The sequence below is a fragment of the Nosocomiicoccus sp. HMSC09A07 genome (assembly GCF_001808485.1).
Classification (GTDB): Bacteria; Bacillota; Bacilli; order Staphylococcales; family Salinicoccaceae; genus Nosocomiicoccus; species Nosocomiicoccus ampullae_A.
On record NZ_KV793648.1, the window covers coordinates 1 to 19529 of the forward strand.

The 19529-nt window shown below is 36.0% G+C and carries 18 protein-coding genes and 1 pseudogene; 10 read left to right on the top strand and 9 right to left on the bottom strand.

The genetic code is table 11. The annotated features are described in order from the left end of the window. Nucleotides 1-243: 243 nt before the first annotated feature. Both HMPREF3177_RS08050 and HMPREF3177_RS08055 read right to left on the bottom strand, forming a co-directional pair. Entirely contained in the window at nucleotides 244-549 is a 306-nt protein-coding gene (locus tag HMPREF3177_RS08050; RefSeq protein ID WP_070458567.1) for a MazG-like family protein, read from the bottom strand. Nucleotide 550: 1 nt separating this feature from the next. After that, the gene (locus HMPREF3177_RS08055) at nucleotides 551-2194 is read right to left on the bottom strand and encodes a DUF2075 domain-containing protein (RefSeq protein ID WP_070458569.1); all 1644 of its coding nucleotides are present in this window, start codon (nucleotides 2192-2194) and stop codon (nucleotides 551-553) included. A gap of 127 nt (nucleotides 2195-2321) precedes the next feature. Here HMPREF3177_RS08055 and HMPREF3177_RS08060 point away from each other — a divergent pair, with 127 nt between their 5' ends. From HMPREF3177_RS08060 to HMPREF3177_RS08075, 4 genes are all read left to right on the top strand, one after another. Beyond that, nucleotides 2322-3140, top strand: a complete 819-nt coding sequence (locus HMPREF3177_RS08060; protein ID WP_068130127.1) for a metallophosphoesterase — start codon at nucleotides 2322-2324, stop codon at nucleotides 3138-3140. 108 nt (nucleotides 3141-3248) lie between these two features. Beyond that, nucleotides 3249-4379 (top strand): hypothetical protein, encoded by a 1131-nt coding sequence (locus tag HMPREF3177_RS08065; RefSeq protein ID WP_070458572.1) that lies wholly within the window; start codon nucleotides 3249-3251, stop codon nucleotides 4377-4379. 95 nt (nucleotides 4380-4474) lie between these two features. Then, nucleotides 4475-4942, top strand: a complete 468-nt coding sequence (locus tag HMPREF3177_RS08070; protein ID WP_070458576.1) for a DUF1307 domain-containing protein — start codon at nucleotides 4475-4477, stop codon at nucleotides 4940-4942. Between the two features lie 99 nt (nucleotides 4943-5041). Next, nucleotides 5042-5509: a DUF1307 domain-containing protein gene (locus tag HMPREF3177_RS08075; RefSeq protein WP_070458579.1), complete on the top strand. Its 468-nt coding sequence runs from the start codon at nucleotides 5042-5044 to the stop codon at nucleotides 5507-5509. Nucleotides 5510-5558: 49 nt separating this feature from the next. On the opposite strand, the gene HMPREF3177_RS08080 is transcribed toward HMPREF3177_RS08075, so the two are convergent. Then, a complete protein-coding gene (locus HMPREF3177_RS08080) occupies nucleotides 5559-5987 on the bottom strand; it encodes an acyl-CoA thioesterase (RefSeq protein WP_040928576.1) in 429 nt (142 codons plus the stop codon). 173 nt (nucleotides 5988-6160) lie between these two features. Here HMPREF3177_RS08080 and HMPREF3177_RS08085 point away from each other — a divergent pair, with 173 nt between their 5' ends. Further along, nucleotides 6161-7774 carry a BCCT family transporter gene (locus tag HMPREF3177_RS08085; protein WP_070458582.1) on the top strand — a complete coding sequence of 538 codons (1614 nt, stop codon included), beginning with the start codon at nucleotides 6161-6163 and terminating at the stop codon, nucleotides 7772-7774. A gap of 143 nt (nucleotides 7775-7917) precedes the next feature. Next, nucleotides 7918-9261, top strand: coding sequence for a cyclic 2,3-diphosphoglycerate synthase (locus tag HMPREF3177_RS08090; RefSeq protein WP_070458585.1), 1344 nt, complete (start codon nucleotides 7918-7920; stop codon nucleotides 9259-9261). A gap of 44 nt (nucleotides 9262-9305) precedes the next feature. On the opposite strand, the gene HMPREF3177_RS08095 is transcribed toward HMPREF3177_RS08090, so the two are convergent. From HMPREF3177_RS08095 to HMPREF3177_RS08115, 5 genes and pseudogenes are all read right to left on the bottom strand, one after another. After that, nucleotides 9306-10115 carry an alpha/beta hydrolase gene (locus tag HMPREF3177_RS08095; protein ID WP_070458588.1) on the bottom strand — a complete coding sequence of 270 codons (810 nt, stop codon included), beginning with the start codon at nucleotides 10113-10115 and terminating at the stop codon, nucleotides 9306-9308. Between the two features lie 33 nt (nucleotides 10116-10148). After that, nucleotides 10149-10811 carry an ABC transporter permease gene (locus HMPREF3177_RS08100; RefSeq protein ID WP_070458591.1) on the bottom strand — a complete coding sequence of 221 codons (663 nt, stop codon included), beginning with the start codon at nucleotides 10809-10811 and terminating at the stop codon, nucleotides 10149-10151. Then, nucleotides 10811-11749 (bottom strand): osmoprotectant ABC transporter substrate-binding protein, encoded by a 939-nt coding sequence (locus HMPREF3177_RS08105; RefSeq protein WP_070458594.1) that lies wholly within the window; start codon nucleotides 11747-11749, stop codon nucleotides 10811-10813. Before HMPREF3177_RS08105 ends, HMPREF3177_RS08100 begins: the two co-directional genes overlap by 1 nt. An 11-nt stretch (nucleotides 11750-11760) precedes the next feature. After that, entirely contained in the window at nucleotides 11761-12405 is a 645-nt protein-coding gene (locus tag HMPREF3177_RS08110; protein WP_070458597.1) for an ABC transporter permease, read from the bottom strand. Nucleotides 12406-12422: 17 nt separating this feature from the next. Continuing rightward, nucleotides 12423-13547: pseudogene (locus HMPREF3177_RS08115) on the bottom strand (betaine/proline/choline family ABC transporter ATP-binding protein); the annotation flags it as partial. Nucleotides 13548-13694: 147 nt separating this feature from the next. On the opposite strand from HMPREF3177_RS08115, the gene HMPREF3177_RS08120 reads away from it, so the two are divergent. Beyond that, nucleotides 13695-14972 (top strand): anthrax toxin lethal factor-related metalloendopeptidase, encoded by a 1278-nt coding sequence (locus tag HMPREF3177_RS08120; protein ID WP_070458600.1) that lies wholly within the window; start codon nucleotides 13695-13697, stop codon nucleotides 14970-14972. Between the two features lie 38 nt (nucleotides 14973-15010). On the opposite strand, the gene HMPREF3177_RS08125 is transcribed toward HMPREF3177_RS08120, so the two are convergent. Further along, complete coding sequence (locus HMPREF3177_RS08125; protein WP_148128621.1) at nucleotides 15011-16081, bottom strand: branched-chain amino acid aminotransferase; 1071 nt, start codon at nucleotides 16079-16081, stop codon at nucleotides 15011-15013. Nucleotides 16082-16228: 147 nt separating this feature from the next. Between HMPREF3177_RS08125 and HMPREF3177_RS08130 the strand changes: the two genes are divergently transcribed. From HMPREF3177_RS08130 to HMPREF3177_RS08140, 3 genes are read left to right on the top strand one after another with little or no spacing between them, the layout of a single operon-like run. Then, nucleotides 16229-16522, top strand: coding sequence for a metal-sensing transcriptional repressor (locus tag HMPREF3177_RS08130; protein WP_246827420.1), 294 nt, complete (start codon nucleotides 16229-16231; stop codon nucleotides 16520-16522). A gap of 4 nt (nucleotides 16523-16526) precedes the next feature. Continuing rightward, on the top strand, nucleotides 16527-18896 hold the full coding sequence (locus tag HMPREF3177_RS08135) for a heavy metal translocating P-type ATPase (RefSeq protein WP_070458610.1): 2370 nt from the start codon (nucleotides 16527-16529) through the stop codon (nucleotides 18894-18896). Nucleotides 18897-18909: 13 nt separating this feature from the next. Beyond that, on the top strand, nucleotides 18910-19110 hold the full coding sequence (locus tag HMPREF3177_RS08140; RefSeq protein WP_070458612.1) for a cation transporter: 201 nt from the start codon (nucleotides 18910-18912) through the stop codon (nucleotides 19108-19110). The last annotated feature ends 419 nt before the right edge of the window (nucleotides 19111-19529 follow it).

Consider the following 19529-nt stretch of genomic DNA (forward strand, 5'->3'; position numbering starts at 1 on the left):
TTCGTGGAAGCTAAAGAATAACAGAGAGATTTTTATTTTACACAATATTTAAGACTTGACCGAGAAGCCCATTTTTCGCCGACGATACTCGGTTTACCGTCGGTATTTTAAAAACTCGCCGACGATAACCCTGTTAGCGACGGTGAAGGTTATAATTCGCCGACGATACGGGGAATTTAAAGAGAAAAGGAGAGATCGCCGACAAATCCAACAGCTCATTCATCAACAAAAATAATTTACTGATTAAATTGTATCTTTAGGTTCTGGATATTTTTTATTATTAATAACGAGCTTTTCACGAATCGCTTCTTCCATATCAATGTCTAAATCGTCTGCGAGCATTAAGCCATATATAAACACATCTGCGAGTTCTTCTTTTATATTTTGGTAGTTTTCTTTCGTGCCTTCTTCTGCAGATACCCACTGAAAGTTTTCAAGTAACTCTGACGCTTCAAGTGATAAAGAAAGCGATAAGTCTTTTGGGTTATGATACTGACGCCAGTTTCTTTTATCTCTAAATTCATTGATTTCTTTAATTAAGTCTTTCATATCATCTACCGCCTTGTTTTTTTAATAATGCTTCTCTTAATTTGTCGTCACTTGCGTAAATGTATAATCCTCGAATCCCACGTTTCATTAAAATGTTAATAGAGTTCAGTATGATCTCTTCTTTTGCTTTTGATAACTGATAATGTGGAGTTCCTCTTGATGAAGATCTAAATGCCTCGCTATCTTTATAGTTTTTCGTAATAATGTAAACTTCGTCGTTTTCTTCATCGTATGAAACGGATGGACCTAAAATTACCCCGACATAGTTTAAGTCAAAACCTTGAACAGTATAAATCGAGCCTACCTCATTAATGGTTTCTGGTGTTTCTGCCCATGTTGATTTTTCATAAGTACGATTCCAAGGCAACTTAAACCCGGGTTCTTCTATAAAATAATCTGCACCATCTTTTTTATGTGTATAGTCAAATGTTGAGACGACTCTAGAGAGTCCGTGTAACTTATCTTTTTCTTTAATTGCTTGATGCATTTCTCCGGCACTTTCAAAGATTTTAAATTCGTAGTTTTCATCATAGTTTGGAAAATTAAGAATTTCTTTATGATTGGCAAATTGGTCAATCCATGTATAAACGTCATCGTTTGCTCTCATCCTAAACTGGTCGGTGAGCGTATATTCTTCAAAGTTTAAGTTTTTTGTAATTGTTTTAATCATATCTTCTGACCAAAAACTTTTAAGCTTTAAAAACTGTTTATCATCAAATACGATTATCGTGATTTTACTGTGCTCTATAATTTTCTCGAGATGGTTATCAAAGTTAAAGTTGTTAAATTTATCTTCTCTACTGAGTAACAGGTGTGCTTCATCGACAAGTGTGACGTCGGATTTAATTTTTTTATTTTCAGATTGGTTTACAAATGTCGTTGGCTTTAAAAAGTTTTTCTTTTTGAGGTTAGCAAGACTCTTTGAAATATCTTCATATACTTTTAACACTTCATTGTGATTCACAAGAAGGTGATTCTCTGTTTTGTAAAGTTTTGAGCTGTCGTCTTTTGAGAGATCTTGAAGTGTATTTAAAATAGAACTTAAAATGACACTTTTACCTGTTCCGGCTTCTCCTTTAATAAAGAAGACAGATTTTTTGTTATCACTGATATACTTTTCGCAAAAATCGAGCACTTTCTCTTTTAAATCCATTTGAGACTCTGACAATTCTTTATAAGGAGATAGTTTAAAAATATCTCTGTTTTCGATTTCTAAAATATTATTTTTAACAATATTTCTTTTGAGAAGAACATTCCAAATTGACTCGAAAATTTCTTTGTCATACATTGGTTTCTCGTAGTAATTATGCGTCAGCGACTTAGTAATCTGACTCTTATTAATGAGCTCGTATTGCTGGTCTGCAATGAAGTAATTAATCAGTTTTGTTTCAATATTATACGTCGCTGATTGATTGAATTTTTTGTGTTCAATAACAAGAGCCTTTTCCATGGCTCTTTTTTCTTCATCTGCTAAATGGTTATTTAATCGATTTCTTACTTGAACCGATTGCCCGATATAAGCTTTCGGCTTACTTCTATTATTATGTAGAATATAAACGATTGGATAGTTTTTAAAAGCAGCTGCAGATAACGAATTTATATCATCCTTGTGAAAGTTAAAATTATGTATTTGAAGTTCTTCCATAAGCTCTCCCCCTAAATAATTATCATTATTATATCAGAGTAAAGATCATTATTAGAAATAGTGTCAGTGAAAATACAATCACTTCTTTGCTACACTATCCCTATATACAATTTTGGAGACGATGTTTATGAAAATTGGTGTAATTTCTGATTTGCATGTTGATAGATATCATAATGATGAAATTAACGAATCGACGTTTCTACGTGAGGTTTCGAATGAGGTGCGCCGTCTTGTGCTCGATTTACTCGTTATCGCCGGAGATATTTCAAATGATCATAAAGAATCGCAACGATTCACTCAAGCAGTTGAAGGTATGACGGGTGTGAAGGTGATTTTTATCCCCGGGAACCATGATTTTTGGAATGCGAGCGGAGATGATAAGTCGTCGTGGGAGATTTACGATTATTTTAAGCACCAGCCGAATTCTCTCTTGGAGAAACCGTATATTATTAATGATGAGTGGGCAATTGTCGGGAGTCCTGCGTGGTATGATTATTCGTTTGCGAGCGAAAGATTTTCTTATGAGGAGTTAGAGCGCCGAACGTTTAAAGGTGGTCATTGGCAGGATAAGTTTAATATTGACTTTAAAATCTCAGATGTAGACGTTGCGAACTATTTTGCAGAACTTACTAAGAAAGATCTTGAAAAAGTTAAAGATAAAAAAATTATCCTCGTTACACATGTTGCAACGAATAAGAAATTTCGTGTTCCAATGCCTCATAAAATATTCGATTATTATAATGCATTTATGGGTACAACAAAATATGACGATTTCTACAATGAATATGATATTCAATATAGCGTTTCAGGCCATATTCATTTTCGTCATAACTTTATAGAGAATGGCGTCACATATATATGTGCGTGTCTCGGTTATAGAAGAGAATGGAGATCGAAAGAAATCACAAAAGAGATACGTGATGCGATGTATGTCATTCAAATCTAGGACAGAGGAGGACTATTTTCTTTTAAAGAGTGTGTAAACTCGCTTATTCGATTTGTAAAAAATAAAAACGCTTAAAATTTTGAGTATTTTAGAAAGAGGTAAGTAATCATGAAAGCGAAGCTATTATTTTTATCTGCTGCTATAGTGATGTTAACTGCATGTCAGTCACCGACCGATGACAAAGCCGAAGATACTTCAACTAAAAAAGATGAAAAAACTGAAGAAACGACTCAAGAAAATACGTCAAAAGAAAATGAAACAAAAAAAGATAATGCAAAAGAAAATACAAGTAATCAAACAGATACGCTACAAAAAGACGCTACTAAAGGTGAAGTGACGACAGAACACTACTCAAATGTCATTGATGGTATTGAAGTAGATATTGAGATTACTGCAGACAAAGAAAATGATATTCTTTTAACTCTACATCAAGTTGAAAAAATCCCGTATGAATACTATGACTTAAAAAATGAAGAAGAAGCCAATCAACTTGTTGATCAAGAAAATGCCTATCATGATCAATTACTATCAGACCTTCCGGATGACGTCGCAAAAGTGACTGCAGAAAACCTTCCAGACGAAAAAGCTTTAAAGTATGATAAGTTCTATAACTACTCTGACCCAGAGAACGTCCAAACATTTATAGCGTATGATATCGTTGAGGGTAATGGAACAGAAGAAACTGTCAGCTATGAGTCATTCATCGAGTCATTAAAAGAGCTTGGAGTGATTGAAGATGATTCTGCTTCAAATTCTAACATAGATAAAAAAGCGCTAGACGAAAAAGTACTACTCGTTGCTGATAAAAAAGATGTTGAGAAATACGACAAGTATTATTATGAAGCAAGTAATGATGTAGAAGATTTTTATAAAATGTATGTCGTAGATACTGAGAAAGATCAAATACTCTATGAAGTACAGATGTCTGAAGTTGCATACAAAGATATAAATGTTGAAAATAAAAAAGATGCAGAACAATTGATAGAAGAAAAGAGTAAAGAGTTTGAAAAAGCATTAAACGGAGTTCCTAAGGATATAGCAAGTGTTGAAATTGTTAACGATGAAGAAAGTGAAATGATAAAAGTTTTCCACATCGTAAACTACGATTCTCCTGAAAATGTTAAAGCATTAGCAGATGCGAATGTAGTAACGGCAGGTTACAATGGTACAGATTTTGTAAGCCATTCACAAACAGTAGAAACTCTTAGTAAATCGGGTGGCTTGAAAGAAGTAAAATAAGATGCGGTAATACTGAAAAAGGATAAGTTCCTCTAGACTTATTCTAATACATAATATTTAATTGTATAATAGAAATAATAAGGGAGATTTTAATAATGAAACTAAGAACGATACTATTATCTTTAATGGTTATAGTACTTGTTGCATGTAATAAAGGTCCATCAGAACACGTGTTTACAGGGACGATTGACGACATGGACGTTCAGTCAACAGTAGTCGTTGAAGGTGACGATATACAGTCAGAGCATCTCGTATATGAGTTGTCTTATGAAGCAGGCGGTATCGAAAATGACGATGAAGCAAAAGAAGCAGCAGAGGTTCAACAAGAGGCATATGAAAAACTTGCTAACAATGCGCCCGACGGAGCTGTTAAAGTAAATGTCGAAGTCGATGAAGAAAAACAAGCAATCATCATGACATTTGACTTAGATTATACAACACCTGAAAATGTTCAAGGATTAATCGAAGTTGGTTTCCTTGATGGTGATAAATCAGCGTCAACAGTAAGTTTTAAAGAAACGAAAGAACAATACGAAGCAGACGGTCTAAAAGAACAGGAATAATCGATTGTGTGTGTTTTATCAACAGCGTAATAGCTGTTCGTATATAAGCAATTTATGTTACGATATAACACGTACAATGTTAAAAGGTATGTGCTTATATTGAAGATTATTAAAATAATAACTTTACTCGCTCTAGTACTCGTACTTACAGCATGTGTGTCTACAAAAAAGTCCGTATTCACTGGAACATTTGAAGAGTATAATCGTACAGTGACGGTATATCATAAAGACAATGTGGTAACAAAAGAGATTTACGAAACGACCGCACCTTTAAAATACTGGGGCTATGAGACGACAAAAGACGCGAGAGAGTCATTACAAGATGAAAAACAAAAACTAAAAGAAAAATATGAAAAATTACCACGAGGGACTGTGAAGTTTGACTTTACAGTGAATGGTGATGATACAATCACTCAAAAGATGGTCATCCTTTATGATGATAAAAAACTCCGCGCACTTATTAAAGAGGGTATCGTAAATGAACGCGCTGAAATGAGTGACGGGGAAATTAGTTTTAATAAGCATAAATTCATTTTCGAGCGAAATGGTTTAACGCTAGAAGAATAAAACACGTGTGTCCCACCATAGAGACGCACGTGTTTTTTAATGTTTTTTATTATTTTACTTTTATTTCTTCGTACTTGTTAAACCATTCTGGGTACGCCTTTTTAAAGTTTACTGGACGAAAACCAGTTTCTGTCTTTTTACCGACGATACATGTCACTTCACCGTCCGCACACGTTTCACGTGCTTCATTGACGATTTCGAATCCGTACGTCACGCGAATTCCGGTGTTCTTTTCTACCCACGTGCGTACAAATGCACGGTCTCCATAAATAATTGGGTTTTTATACGTAATATTAACGTTGTGAATCGGTGCGACGAATCCTTCTTTTTCCATTTCAACATAACTAAACCCGAGATCTTCAATTAATTGAATTCTCCCAAGCTCTAGCCATTTTATATAATTTCCGTGATACATCACACCCATCATGTCCGTATCTGCATATAATAATTGGATTTCAGTTTCAGCAACGTATGCCATATGTGTTGACCTCTTTTCGGTTATAAAAATAAATTTGGATATTTATAATATTATCATATCGAAATGTAAGGTGTGATGCTTTAAAAAAGAATAAAATAAGAGTTCTTCTTGACTCACCAGATGTTAAATGTCTTATAATAGTATGTTATAAAATTACAAAAGGAGAGAAAATTTTGACAGACAATGAAGGTAAACGGTTAACAAATGTATTTAAAGTCTCTGTAGTAGTCGTCCTTCTGCTTGTATTGATAGGTGTATTTTTCCCAGAGGAGTTTGGAAATATTGCTGGAAAAATAGCGAATGCAATTTCAGTCAATCTCGGCTGGTACTATATGATTATTATGACAGGATTTATCTTTTTCTGTATCTTTTTATCGCTCAGTCCTATCGGAAAATTAAAGCTCGGTAAGCCCGATGAAAAGCCAGAATTCAGGACGATTTCTTGGTTAGCGATGTTATTTAGTGCAGGAATGGGAATTGGATTAGTGTTCTATGGTGCGTCTGAACCAATTAGTCACATGGTGAATCCTTCAACTGGTGAAGGTGGAAAAGATCAAGCACTCGAAGCAATGCGTGCGACGATCATGCACTGGGGGATTCACGCTTGGGCAGCGTACGGAGTAGTTGCGCTTGCATTAGCTTATGCAGCATTTCGTAAAGAGGAGAATGGTCTAATCTCTAAAACATTACGTCCAATCTTTGGAGATAAGGTGGATGGATGGCTCGGAACAATCATTGATGTTCTCGCAGTCTTCGCCACAGTCGTTGGTGTTGCGGTCTCTCTTGGTGTCGGTACACTTCAAATTAACGGGGGACTCACGTACTTATTTGGAATTCCAAACGGATTCTCCATTCAACTTATCATTATTATTGTTGTTACAATTCTCTTTTTACTCAGTGCATATACAGGGTTATCTAAAGGGATTCAATTGTTAAGTAATACTAATATGGTGCTTGCAGGAATTTTATTTTTAATCGTATTAATTGTAGGTCCTACACTTGCGATTTTCACAATGATGACTACGTCAACGGGGGTCTATTTACAAGAATTTATGTATCAAACTTTAGACTCAGGTTTTAATAACCCTCAGAAATCTCAATGGTTGCAAGACTGGACGATTTACTACTGGGGTTGGTGGTTGAGCTGGACGCCATTTGTAGGTGTATTTATTGCACGTGTGTCTCGAGGGCGTACAATTCGAGAATTCGTCCTAGCAGTTATGCTCGTACCAACATTAATTGCGATTGTTTGGTTTAGTGTATTTGGCACGACAGGAATGAACATTGCATTACAATTCCCAGGGATAGCAGAACTTGCACCAGAAGAGCAACTATTTGCGATATTCGATAAGCTACCACTTGGTACATTACTATCGGTGATTGCGATTTTCCTAGTTGCAGTATTCTTTATAACGAGTGCAGACTCGGCCACATTCGTTCTTGGTATGCAGACATCTAATGGTTCATTACAACCATCTACAATCATGAAAGTCATATGGGGTATTTCTTTATCTGCAATTGCAGTTGTATTACTACTTGCAGGGGGAGAAGAAGCACTCAGTGCGATTCAGTCTGCTGCGATTATTGCCGCATTACCGTTTAGTGTTGTCGTAATTTTAATGGTATTTGCGTTCTTTAAAGATGCAAATAACGAACGTAAATATCTCGGTCTAACAATTCGTCCAGATGAAAAACAACTTGATAATTATTTACACAATACGCCTGAAGAGCACTCTGAAGAAGTACAAAATTATATTGAAGAAACTTCAGAAGACAAAGGTATATAGTTAAATAAGAAATCAATATGAATAATTAGCATTATCGATTTTTCGATAATGCTTTTTTTATTTAAAAATTTAGAATATATTGTATTAATATACAATTATATGTATTATTAATTACATAGAAAATTTTTAGGAGCTGATTGTTAATGAAAGCAAAGAAAAACGTAATAATTATAGGAGCAGCAGGACGCGATTTCCATAATTTTAATACGTACTACCGCAATAATGAAGAATATAATGTAGTTGCTTTCACAGCAGCACAAATTCCAGATATCGATGGACGTAAGTACCCTAAAGAACTTTCGGGTGAATTATATCCTGAAGGTATTCCAATTTTTAAAGAAGAAGAATTAGAATCATTAATTAAAAGATATGACGTTGATGAATGTGTATTTGCATATAGTGACGTACATTATACAAAAGTGATGCAAATGGGTGCGCGTGTGAATTCAGCAGGTGCGAATTTTAAATTACTTGGACTAAAAGATACACAATTAAAAAGTAGTAAACCTGTGATTTCTGTATGTGCAACACGTACAGGTACAGGAAAATCTCAAACATCTCGTAAAGTAGTAGAGACATTACTGAATGAAGGGTTAAACGTCGTGGTGATTCGTCATCCAATGCCGTACGGTGACTTAGTCGCTCAACGTGTCCAACGCTTTGGTACAATTGAAGACTTGAAAAAGCATAATTGTACAATTGAAGAAATGGAAGAATACGAACCACACGTTGAACGTGGAAATATTATATACGCTGGTGTGGATTATGAAGCGATATTAAATGAAGCAGAAAATGATCCAGACGGATGTGACGTTATTTTATGGGACGGTGGTAATAACGACTTTTCTTTCTACGAGACAGATTTAGCGATTACTGTTCTAGATCCGCATCGTGCTGGACACGAACTAGAGTATTACCCAGGTGAAGTCTCATTACGCACTGCAGACGTAACAATTATTAACAAAATTGACAGTGCTAAAAAAGAAAATATTGAAACTGTAGAAGAAAATATAAAAGCAGTCGCACCAAATAGTACAATTATTAAAGCAGAATCAGAAGTTACAATAGACCACCCTGAATTAGTGAAAGATAAACGTGTATTAATTGTTGAAGATGGTCCGACGTTAACTCACGGAGAGATGAAGATTGGCGCAGGTACTGTAGCAGCAGAGCGATTAGGTGTAAAAGAAATTATTGACCCAAAACCATATGCCGTCGGAACTTTAATAGATACGTTTAAACAATATCCCCATTTAGATCATGTGCTACCAGCAATGGGATATGGGGAGGAACAACTGAAAGATTTAGAAGCAACTATTAATCAATCTGATGCAGATGTCGTTATTATCGGTACACCAATTGATTTAAATCGTGTGATTAATATTGAAAAGTCATCTGCACGTGTATTTTATAATTTAAATGAAGTCACAATACCTAATTTAAATTCTATTCTTTCAGAATTTATTAGTGAAAAAGGATTAAAATAAATGAAATACCCCTTAAAACGATTTTGTTTTAAGGGGATTATTATTTACCCGACCCAGTTGATGATTTGTCTACTTTTATCGACTTCTATATCTTTAAATATCCAATCAACCGCATCTCTAATAGATTCGTTCCAATAACTCCATGTATGACCACCTGGTTTAAATTGAGATTCTACGTTAAGATTTGCTGATTTTAATTGTTTAATAAAAACTTTGTTGGACTCAATTAAGAAATCATCAGTACCACATAAAACATAAATTTCAGGAAGATTCTCTTTACCGTGCGTTTGAATCGCTCTGTGGATAATAGTTTCACTATCTAGTTCAGACTCTTTTATTTCGGTGTTGTCACCGATTAATGACTGAATGTCAAAATCGTACCAATCGAAGTTTAAAAAGTCTTCGTTTACGCCTAAAGCGCCACTCATTGGGATAGTTTTACTAAATAACTCTGGAAAATTAAATGATACATAAAATGCACCAAAACCACCCATTGAATTTCCAGTAATATAATTATCTTTACGTTTTTTAGATAATGGTAGTATATTATGTGCATATTGCCAGACTTCTTTAATATGGTCTAAATAACTATGACCATATTTCATGTTTAAGTAAAATGAATGATCTGCATTTGGTAGTATTACAGCTAAGTTGTGATCATTTGCATACATTTCTAAATTTGTATATCTTGAAAACATTGTATGATCACTGGATAATCCGTGGAGGACAGTTAGGGTACGAAGTGGCTGAACGTCATTATTTTCAAACATATCAGTAGTTTCTGGTAAAAAAACTTTAAATTCATGATGTTTGCCAAGAGTATTTGAGTGAAAGTTTATGTCTAACATTGCCATAGTAATTTCTCCTTTAAGAAAAGACATCTACAGTTAAGCAGATGTCTTTTTAGTTGGGTCTAATTTAAATTCTAAAAATCTTAATGCAATATCAATAATAATTGCAATTAAAGCAATCGGTAATGCACCTGCTAATATGAATACTGTGCCGTCAGTTGCATTCGTACCACGAATGATGACGTCTGATAACGTCGGTGCACCGATGAATGACCCGATCGCAACGACACCAATCGCAACGACGAGTGCAATACGAAGCCCACCGATAATTACAGATAACGCGAGTGGTAATTCAATCATACGTAACACCTGATTTTTCGTCATTCCCATCGCTTTTCCAGCATCTTTAATATCTGGGTCGACACCGCGTATTCCAGCATATGTGTTTTTTAAAATTGGTAGTAGAGCATATAAAAACACTGTAAATACGACTGTTGTTTGTCCAAGTCCCATGACGAGCATAAAAATAGCAAGTAATGCTAACGCTGGCATTGTTTGGATAATATTTGCAAGCGTAATAATTGGGTTTGCAAGTTTACCAAATCGCGCGATTAAAATACCGAGTGGAATCCCAATAATCGCAGCAAATAATACTCCGTATACAGACATTAATAAGTGATCAAAAAAGAGGCGAAGTAAATACGTAAAGTTATTTGAGTAATACGTCGATAGTTCTGTAAATATATTTGAAAGAACCATTATTTAGCCTCCGTTTCTTCATCGTCAAAATAGTTATGTTCTTCTAAAAATTCTTCAGCAACGAGTGCTGGTTCGATACCTTCACCATCTGCACGGTAGTTTAATCGTTGCATTTCTTCTGTTGAAATTTTACCAACTAATTTGCTTAACGCAACGTCAATTTCAGGATGATTATTAAGTGCTTCAAAAGTTGCGAATGGTGACGCGTCATACGGTGGGAAGAATTGTAAATCATCTTCTAATACGACTAAATCGTATGCTGCGATTCTTCCGTCTGTCGTATAACCTAACGCAACATCAATACTATTTGCGTTTAAAGCATCATAGACTAAACCAATTTGCATTGGACTAATGTCATTAAATGAAAATCCATACGTATCGATAAATCCTTGATATCCGTCACCTTTACGGTTCATCCAACTTGAATCGACACCGAATGCTAATTGGTCTGCGTGATCTTTTAAGTCAGACGTTTTTTCTAAATTAAACTCTTCTGCGACGTCTTTAGAAACTAAAAATGCGTATGAGTTTTCAAAACCGTAACTGTCGTAAAACTTCATATCAAAACGTTCTTCAAAACCATCTTGTGTTGCTTTTAATGCTTCGTCGGGGTCTTTAATTGGTTCTTCGCCTAACGCGCCAGTAAGATCCGTTCCTGAGTAGCGCACACCTGAAAGCTGTGCATCCCCACTTGAAACTGCGTTATGCTGAATTGTACTAGAGCCTAAGTTGTTAATTAGCGTAGGCTTAATTTCACCATCAGTTTCATGTTCAATCATTAAACGCACCATGTGCGATAAAATTTGAGATTCACTCGTAGCGAGTGACGTAATTTTAATAGAGTCCTTATCACTGCCGCTTAAACCTGGAAGTGTACATCCAGATAAGACAGTGAGTGACAGTGTTACAATGATAAAAAATTTAGTTAATTTCTTCATAAATTGTCTCCTTATCTGGAAATGTTTAGTCCTCTTGGTACTGCTTTTGATTCAATAATTCCGAGTATAAAGTCAGTCACGAGTGCAAGTAATGTGACACCAATTGTCGCTATAACAATCATGACTGGGTCATATAAGTTTAATCCGTTAAAGATAAAGTCACCTAATCCACCTGCACCGATATAGCTCGCGATTGTTGCCCATGAAATAACGTAAACGCTCGCAAGTCTAATACCACTTAAAATAAGGGGTGACGCAAGCGGTAAATCGACTTGCCATAATAACTGTCTTTTTGTCATACCCATAGCGACTGCCGCTTCTTTAGCATCTTTACTTACACCGCGAACACCGACGATTGTGTTATTTAAAATCGGCAGTAAAATATAAATCGATAGCGCGATAATTGCAGGTACTTTTCCGATACCAAATAGCGGAATCATTAATGCTAAAACCGCAAGTGTAGGTATAGTCTGAAGTACACCAGCAATTGTTAAAATCCAGTCTCCAACTTTTTCAGTACGAGCGAGAAGCATCCCAATCGGTACAGCAATTATAATACCGATACCTAAAGCAATCATTGAGATGTAGAAATGTTCCCAAATCTTAAATAAAAACTCTGTCCCGTACTGGCTAAAAAATGTTTGAACTTCAGCCATTACTTATCAACCCCAGTTTCTACTTCTGGCTCACCGTACATTGAGTCATATACGATATCTACGAGGTTTGAACGTGTAATAATTCCGACAAGCTTATGATTTTCATCGACGACAGGAATCGTACGAATACCTCGTTTTAAAATCGCACGCATTGAGTCTTGCAGTTTACTGTTTATGTTCACGACGAATTGATTCACAGTAATTGCGTCCATTAAGTTATATCCTTTACGGAATGCTTCGTTTATATCCTCGATATCGACGTGACCGATTAGAGTACCGTCTTCTTCAGTTACAAAAATTGAGTCGACGCGGCGCTCACGCATAATATTGATTGCATCTTGAATAGAAGCATCTCGTGTAATTTTAATCGCTTCAACCATCGCTTCTTCAACTGTTTTGATGTTTGGACGGTCTTGAATCAGTCTATTTTGTCCAATAAAGTCACGTACGAAGTCGTTCGCTGGATTTCTTAAAATTTCGTCCGGCGTATCGAACTGAACGATTTTACCTTTTGATAAGACGACGATTCTATCTGCGAGTTTAATTGCCTCGTCCATATCGTGTGTTACGAAAATGAATGTCTTATTTAATTTTTGTTGCAGTTCTTTAACTAAATCTTGTAACGTGTCACGAGTAATCGGGTCGAGTGCACCAAATGGCTCGTCCATTAATATGATATCTTGTTCAGCAGCGAGCGCGCGGACAACTCCAATACGTTGCTGCTGTCCACCTGATAATTCAGACGGGTAACGGTTTAAGTATGATTCAGGTAAATCTACAAGTTGAATTAGTTCGCTAGCGATTTTATCTTTCTTTTCTTCTGACCACTTCAATAGTTTTGGAACGAGTACGATATTTTCTTTAATCGTCATATGCGGTAAAAGTCCGATTTGTTGAATGACGTATCCGATACTACGACGCAGTTCAACAGGATTCATATATGTTACATCCTTACCGTTAATTTCAATCGTCCCGGATGTCGGTTCGATCATTCTATTGATCATACGAAGTGCAGTTGTCTTACCACTACCACTTGTACCAATAAATGCAATAAATTCCCCTTCTTTAATATCCAGTGAAATATTGTCTACGGCTGTGTTCTTTCCACCAAAGACTTTTGTTAAGTTTCTAATCTTTAACATCGTATTCTCCTTTTAATTTTTAAGTAGATAACGCGCATATAATAACTATAACATATTGTTAAATTACCCTATTTTTTGGGAAGTTAGTCGTGAATATAGCGATTACAACTATTTATATGATAGTATGTCCATACTAGGAGTGAGACTATGCGTGCGTTTAAAAGAGTAATAGTATCTTTAGTAGCAGTGTTTTTAGTTGTTATGCCGTTAGAAGTATATGCTAAGACAATTGAGAAAGAAGTCAATCCTTATTTGTCTAAAATTGTCGATATCCGTTTAAGTGAAGAAACACCTGAAAACGTGGAGAATACGAATGATATTTTAGAGCGACTGAACAAAATCGATAGTCGGATTTTAGAAAACGTGCAAACAAGTGGTGTGACATTAATACTGTCTGATCTTCCGATGACAGAATTCGACGAGTTTAGCTATTTAAAAGGAGTCATACCAAGAGGGCATACAGACCCGTGGGATGATATTCCTGGACTCGGTGGCTTTGAATCATATGTAAGAGTAGGAGCGAGTGAGCCAGGTATTGAAAACAACCACGGAGATGTAAATTTAGAACTTCACGAGTTTGGCCATATCGTCGATAGCTTTTTAGTCGATGGAACGACGATTTCACAAAAAGATGAATTTCAACAAATTCATGCTGAAGAACATGAAGCAATGTTTCCGAATCAGCCATACTTTAAATATGTTGAAGAATATTTTGCTGAAGCGTTTGCATATTATTATTTAAATGATAATACGAAAGTCGTGTTAGAAGCACGTGCACCGAAAACTGCAGCTTTTATAAAAAGTATACATAACAAGGTCTCTACGATTACGGATATTATGAGTGATGGATTTACGTTATATTGGGATGACTTCAATGCAGATCACTATAACGTTATCGTAAATGACGAAGTTGTGAAGACGACGACAAACTTAAGTGCTGTCATTGAAGGATTAGACCCGAGTACGATGTACGAAGTGAAAGTAGAATCTGTAGATAAGAATGATGAAGTCATCACAACGACGTATTCAGAAACAATCTACACAGCAGTTCAGCAAGACGTCGATACAAATTCACTACGTACATTACTCATTGAAGTCGGTAAAATCGGCGATGATAATATGACGAAAGAATTAAAAGCTTCTAAAGAAGAGGCATCACGTCTATTAGACTACACATCAGATGAGGATATTACGCAATCAGATGTCGATAAAGCAACAAATGAATTAAGCGAAGCGTACAAAATATACCAACCACGTATTATGGAAAAAAATGTCCAAGGCGAAGAAAATAAGTTTATGAGTCAAGAGTCGAACGTAAAAACGATGCCAAAAAATACGACATGGATTGTAATATTAAGTGTCTCATTTGTTTTAATTATATTAGCAATCGTATATTTATATTACACAGGTCGTGAAGAAGAATAGAGAAAAGGCGTTACATCGTAACGCCTTTTTATTTTGCTTTATTTTACTTCTTTTACCCAGTTAAATTTATCTTCTACGCGTTTAGTTTGAATGCCTGTTAACGTGTCGTAAATTTCTTTTGCGACTGGTCCTACTTCACCGTCACCAACTTGTAATTCTTCACCGTGAATATTTAAGTGTGATACTGGTGCTACAACTGCTGCCGTACCTGCACCGAACACTTCAGTGACTGAACCGTCTTCTAAACCTTTTTTAAAGACGTCGATATGGATGCGGTCTTCATGAACGATATATCCACGGTCTCTCGCGAATTCAATGATTGATTTACGTGTCACGCCTGGTAAGATTGATCCGTTTAATTTTGGTGTATATAGTTCTCCATTTTTAACGAAGAATATGTTCATAGCACCGACTTCTTCTAAATACTGTTGTTCAACACCATCTAACCATAGCACCTGACTATAACCTTTTTCGTTTGCATACTCTTGAGCGAGCATACTTGAAGCGTAGTTCCCACCGAATTTTGCTTCACCCACACCTCCGCGAACTGCACGGACGTATTTATCTTCAGTGTAAATTTTAGTTGTGCCAAGTCCATCTTGAGAGAATAATCCACCAACTGGCGATAAAATAATTAAAAACTTATACTCGCTACTTGGAAGTACGTTAATGGACTTGCTCGTTGCGAATACGACAGGACGAATATATAATGCTTCACCTTTACCATTAGGCACCCAGTCTTTTTCTATTTTTAGTAACTCGATTAAACTCTCGAGTGCTTGATTTTCATCGATTTTAGGCATCGACAGTCGTTCTAATGAGCGGTTTAAACGTTTAAAGTTTTCTTCTGGTCTAAAGAGGACGGTTTCTCCGTCAACTTTGTATGCTTTAAGTCCTTCGAATACCGTTTGTGCATAGTGTAAGACAGCAGCACTTGGATCGAGTGAAAGTGGTTCGTACGGTATAATTTTAAAGTCATGCCACCCATCATCATTATTGTAATCTGCACTGACCATATAATCTGTAAATGTTGTGCCGAACGCGACTTCTTTTATATTTGGTTTTTCTTTTAATTGTTGTCTTTCTACAAATTTAAGTGACATAACGATAACTCCTTTAATACTTCGTTTGAATTATCTAAATATTATCAACATTTAGAAAACATTACAATGATTGATTTTATACTTTAAATATTAAGTATTTGATTTATACCCCTATAGGGTATATAATGGGAAATGAGAGTTGAGGTGATGAGTGTGCAAGCGACACATACAATTCGACCAGATGAAGAAAAAACGAAACTTCTTAACCGCCTAAAAAGAATTGAAGGGCAAGTAAGAGGTGTTGAGAAAATGGTCGAAGACGATAGATATTGTATGGATATTTTAATTCAACTTCGTGCGATTGAATCCGCACTTCATAATGTTGGATTAGAAGTAACCGAGCGCCACATGAAACATTGCGTGACAGATGCAATTCAAACAGGTGAAGGTGACGAATATATCGAAGAGTTAATGCGTATTTTAAAACAATTTTCAAAAAGTAGGTGAGTGAATGAGTGAGAAAAAAGAAACGCTCAAAATTACAGGCATGACGTGTAGTGCGTGTTCTTCACGTATTGAAAAAGTACTAAATAAAATGGACGGCGTAGATGCACAAGTGAACCTCGCGACTGAACTCGCGACAGTTAAATATGATAATGACAAGTTATCGACCAAAGACGTAAAAGATAAGATTAAAAACCTTGGATACGACGTTCAAATGAAGACGTCAGAGTTTAATATTACAGGTATGACGTGTGCGTCTTGTTCATCTCGAATCGAAAAAGTACTAAACAAAATGGATAGTGTCGAAACAGCGACGGTTAACTTAACGACAGAAAAAGCGACAGTAACATATAACGAACAAGAATTATCAGAGTATGACATTATTAAACGTATCCAAAAAATCGGATATGATGCTGAAACAGTAGAAGATGACACAGACAGTGCTACTAAAAAAGATGAAGCAACTGAAAAGTTAAAACGAAAAGTCATTATTAGCGCGATTCTTTCGGCACCACTTTTACTAACAATGCTCGATCACTTATTAGGTGTTCACTTACCAGCAATTTTCATGAACCCTTGGTTTCAGCTCGCATTCGCAGCACCCGTACAATTTATAATTGGTTGGCAATTTTATAAGAGTGCCTATAAAAATTTAAAAACATTTAACGCGAATATGGACGTACTCGTCGTTATGGGTACAAGTGCAGCATTCTTATTCAGTTTATATGAGACGTATAAATGGATGAAATTTGGTACAGAACCACATTTATATTTTGAAGCGTCAGCAGTTATTATTACATTAATCTTATTCGGTAAATATTTAGAAGCGCGTGCAAAATCCGAAACGTCTAGTGCAATTTCAAAACTTCTTGATATGCAAGCGCGAGAAGCAAGAGTTATTCGTGACGGAAAAGAAGTAATGATTCCTGTTGAAGAAGTTGTTGTTGACGATATATTAATGATTAAACCTGGTGAAAAGATACCTGTAGATGGTATTGTATTAAAAGGAAATTCATCAATCGATGAGTCAATGTTAACAGGTGAATCTATTCCAGTCGAAAAAAATAAAGGTGACGAGTTAATTGGATCGACTGTAAACGAAAATGGTACATTAGAAATGCGCGCGACGAGAGTGGGTAAAGATACTGCACTTCAATCCATCGTAAAAATCGTTGAAGATGCACAAGGTGTGAAAGCACCTATTCAGCGTATGGCAGACGTTATTTCAAACTACTTTGTTCCAATCGTTATTGGAATTGGAATTGTGACATTTATCCTTTGGTATTTAATTACAGGTAAAGTTGAACCAGCACTTGTTGCGAGTGTGTCAGTACTAGTTATCGCATGTCCATGTGCGTTAGGACTTGCAACACCAACGTCAATTATGGTTGGTACGGGTAAAGGTGCAGAGCAAGGAATTCTCTTTAAAGGTGGAGAACACTTAGAGAAAACTCACCAACTCGACACGATCATTTTAGATAAGACAGGTACAATCACGAACGGCACACCAGAAGTAACGGATTATACTGGTAGTGATGAGACATTACAATTGCTCGCAAGTGCAGAGAATCATTCCGAGCACCCGCTCGCAAATGCAATTGTTAAATACGCTAAAAGTGAAGGACTCGAATTATTATCTGTCGACGATTTTAAAGCAATACCAGGTCATGGTATTGAAGCGACGATTGAAAGTAAAGAAGTGTTAGTTGGTACGAGAAAACTAATGCGTGATCGAGCGGTTAATTTATCAGCAGCAGATGATATGGAAGTCTATGAATATGACGGTAAAACAGCGATGATTGTCGCAGTAAACGGAGAATATAAGGGAACGATTGCTGTACTAGATACTGTAAAAGATACTGCAAAAGAAGCGGTAAAATTACTCCATGAAGACGGATTAGAGGTCGTCATGCTAACTGGAGACAATAAACGTACAGCAGAAGCAATCGCAAGAACTGTTGGAATTGATACAGTCATTGCAGAAGTTTTACCAGAGGAAAAAGCAGAAGTTGTTAAAAAATACCAAAATTCGGGTAAAGTAGTAGGGATGGTTGGTGACGGTGTAAACGACGCGCCAGCTTTAGCACTCGCTGACATTGGTATTGCGATTGGAACAGGGACTGACGTTGCGATTGAAGCAGCGGACTTAACAATACTCGGTGAAGACTTAACACTCATTCATAAAGCAATTTCACTGAGCCATAAAACTATTCGTAATATTAAGCAAAACTTATTCTGGGCGTTTTTCTATAATACACTCGGAATACCAATCGCAGCCTTAGGACTTTTAGCACCATGGGTTGCTGGAGCTGCGATGGCATTTAGTTCAGTGAGTGTAGTATCAAATGCATTACGATTAAAACGTGTAAAATTATAGGAGTGATTATATAATGGAATCAATTATTAAAGTCGAAGGTATGACATGTGGTCATTGTAAACAGTCCGTTGAAGGAGCACTCGAAAAACTAGACGGTGTGACGAGCGCTGCGGTGGATCTTGAGGCAGGAGACGTCACAGTAACACACGAGGACAACGTGACAAAAGAAGCGATGTCAGAAGCAATTGAAAGCCAAGGCTTCGACGTTGTGTAATTGAGTATACCCCTCGCATCACTCGGTGATGCGGGGGTATTTTTATGAGAAGAGTCGGTGGAAGAGATTAAAGTTCGTGCGATATGTGAGGATGGACGGGGCTTTTATTCTTTTTAAGAGATAAAAAGACGCTGTCCGGCTGATTTTATTCACAAAAAATAGTCGAATCTGTTAGATATATTGATTTAATTAACAAAATTACGCGTGTTTTATCAATTTTTGTTATATAAAAAATTATATTTAACAAAATCGTGGTGCGCGGGGTAGAATTTGTTAATTATATCCGGATAACTAACAAAATCGCGATATTTATGTTAAATATATTTAGACAAGTTGTGCTTTATCTCTTTAAGGATAAAAAAACACTACCCGCCCAATCTTATTAACAAAAAATAGTCGAATCTGTTAGATATATTGAT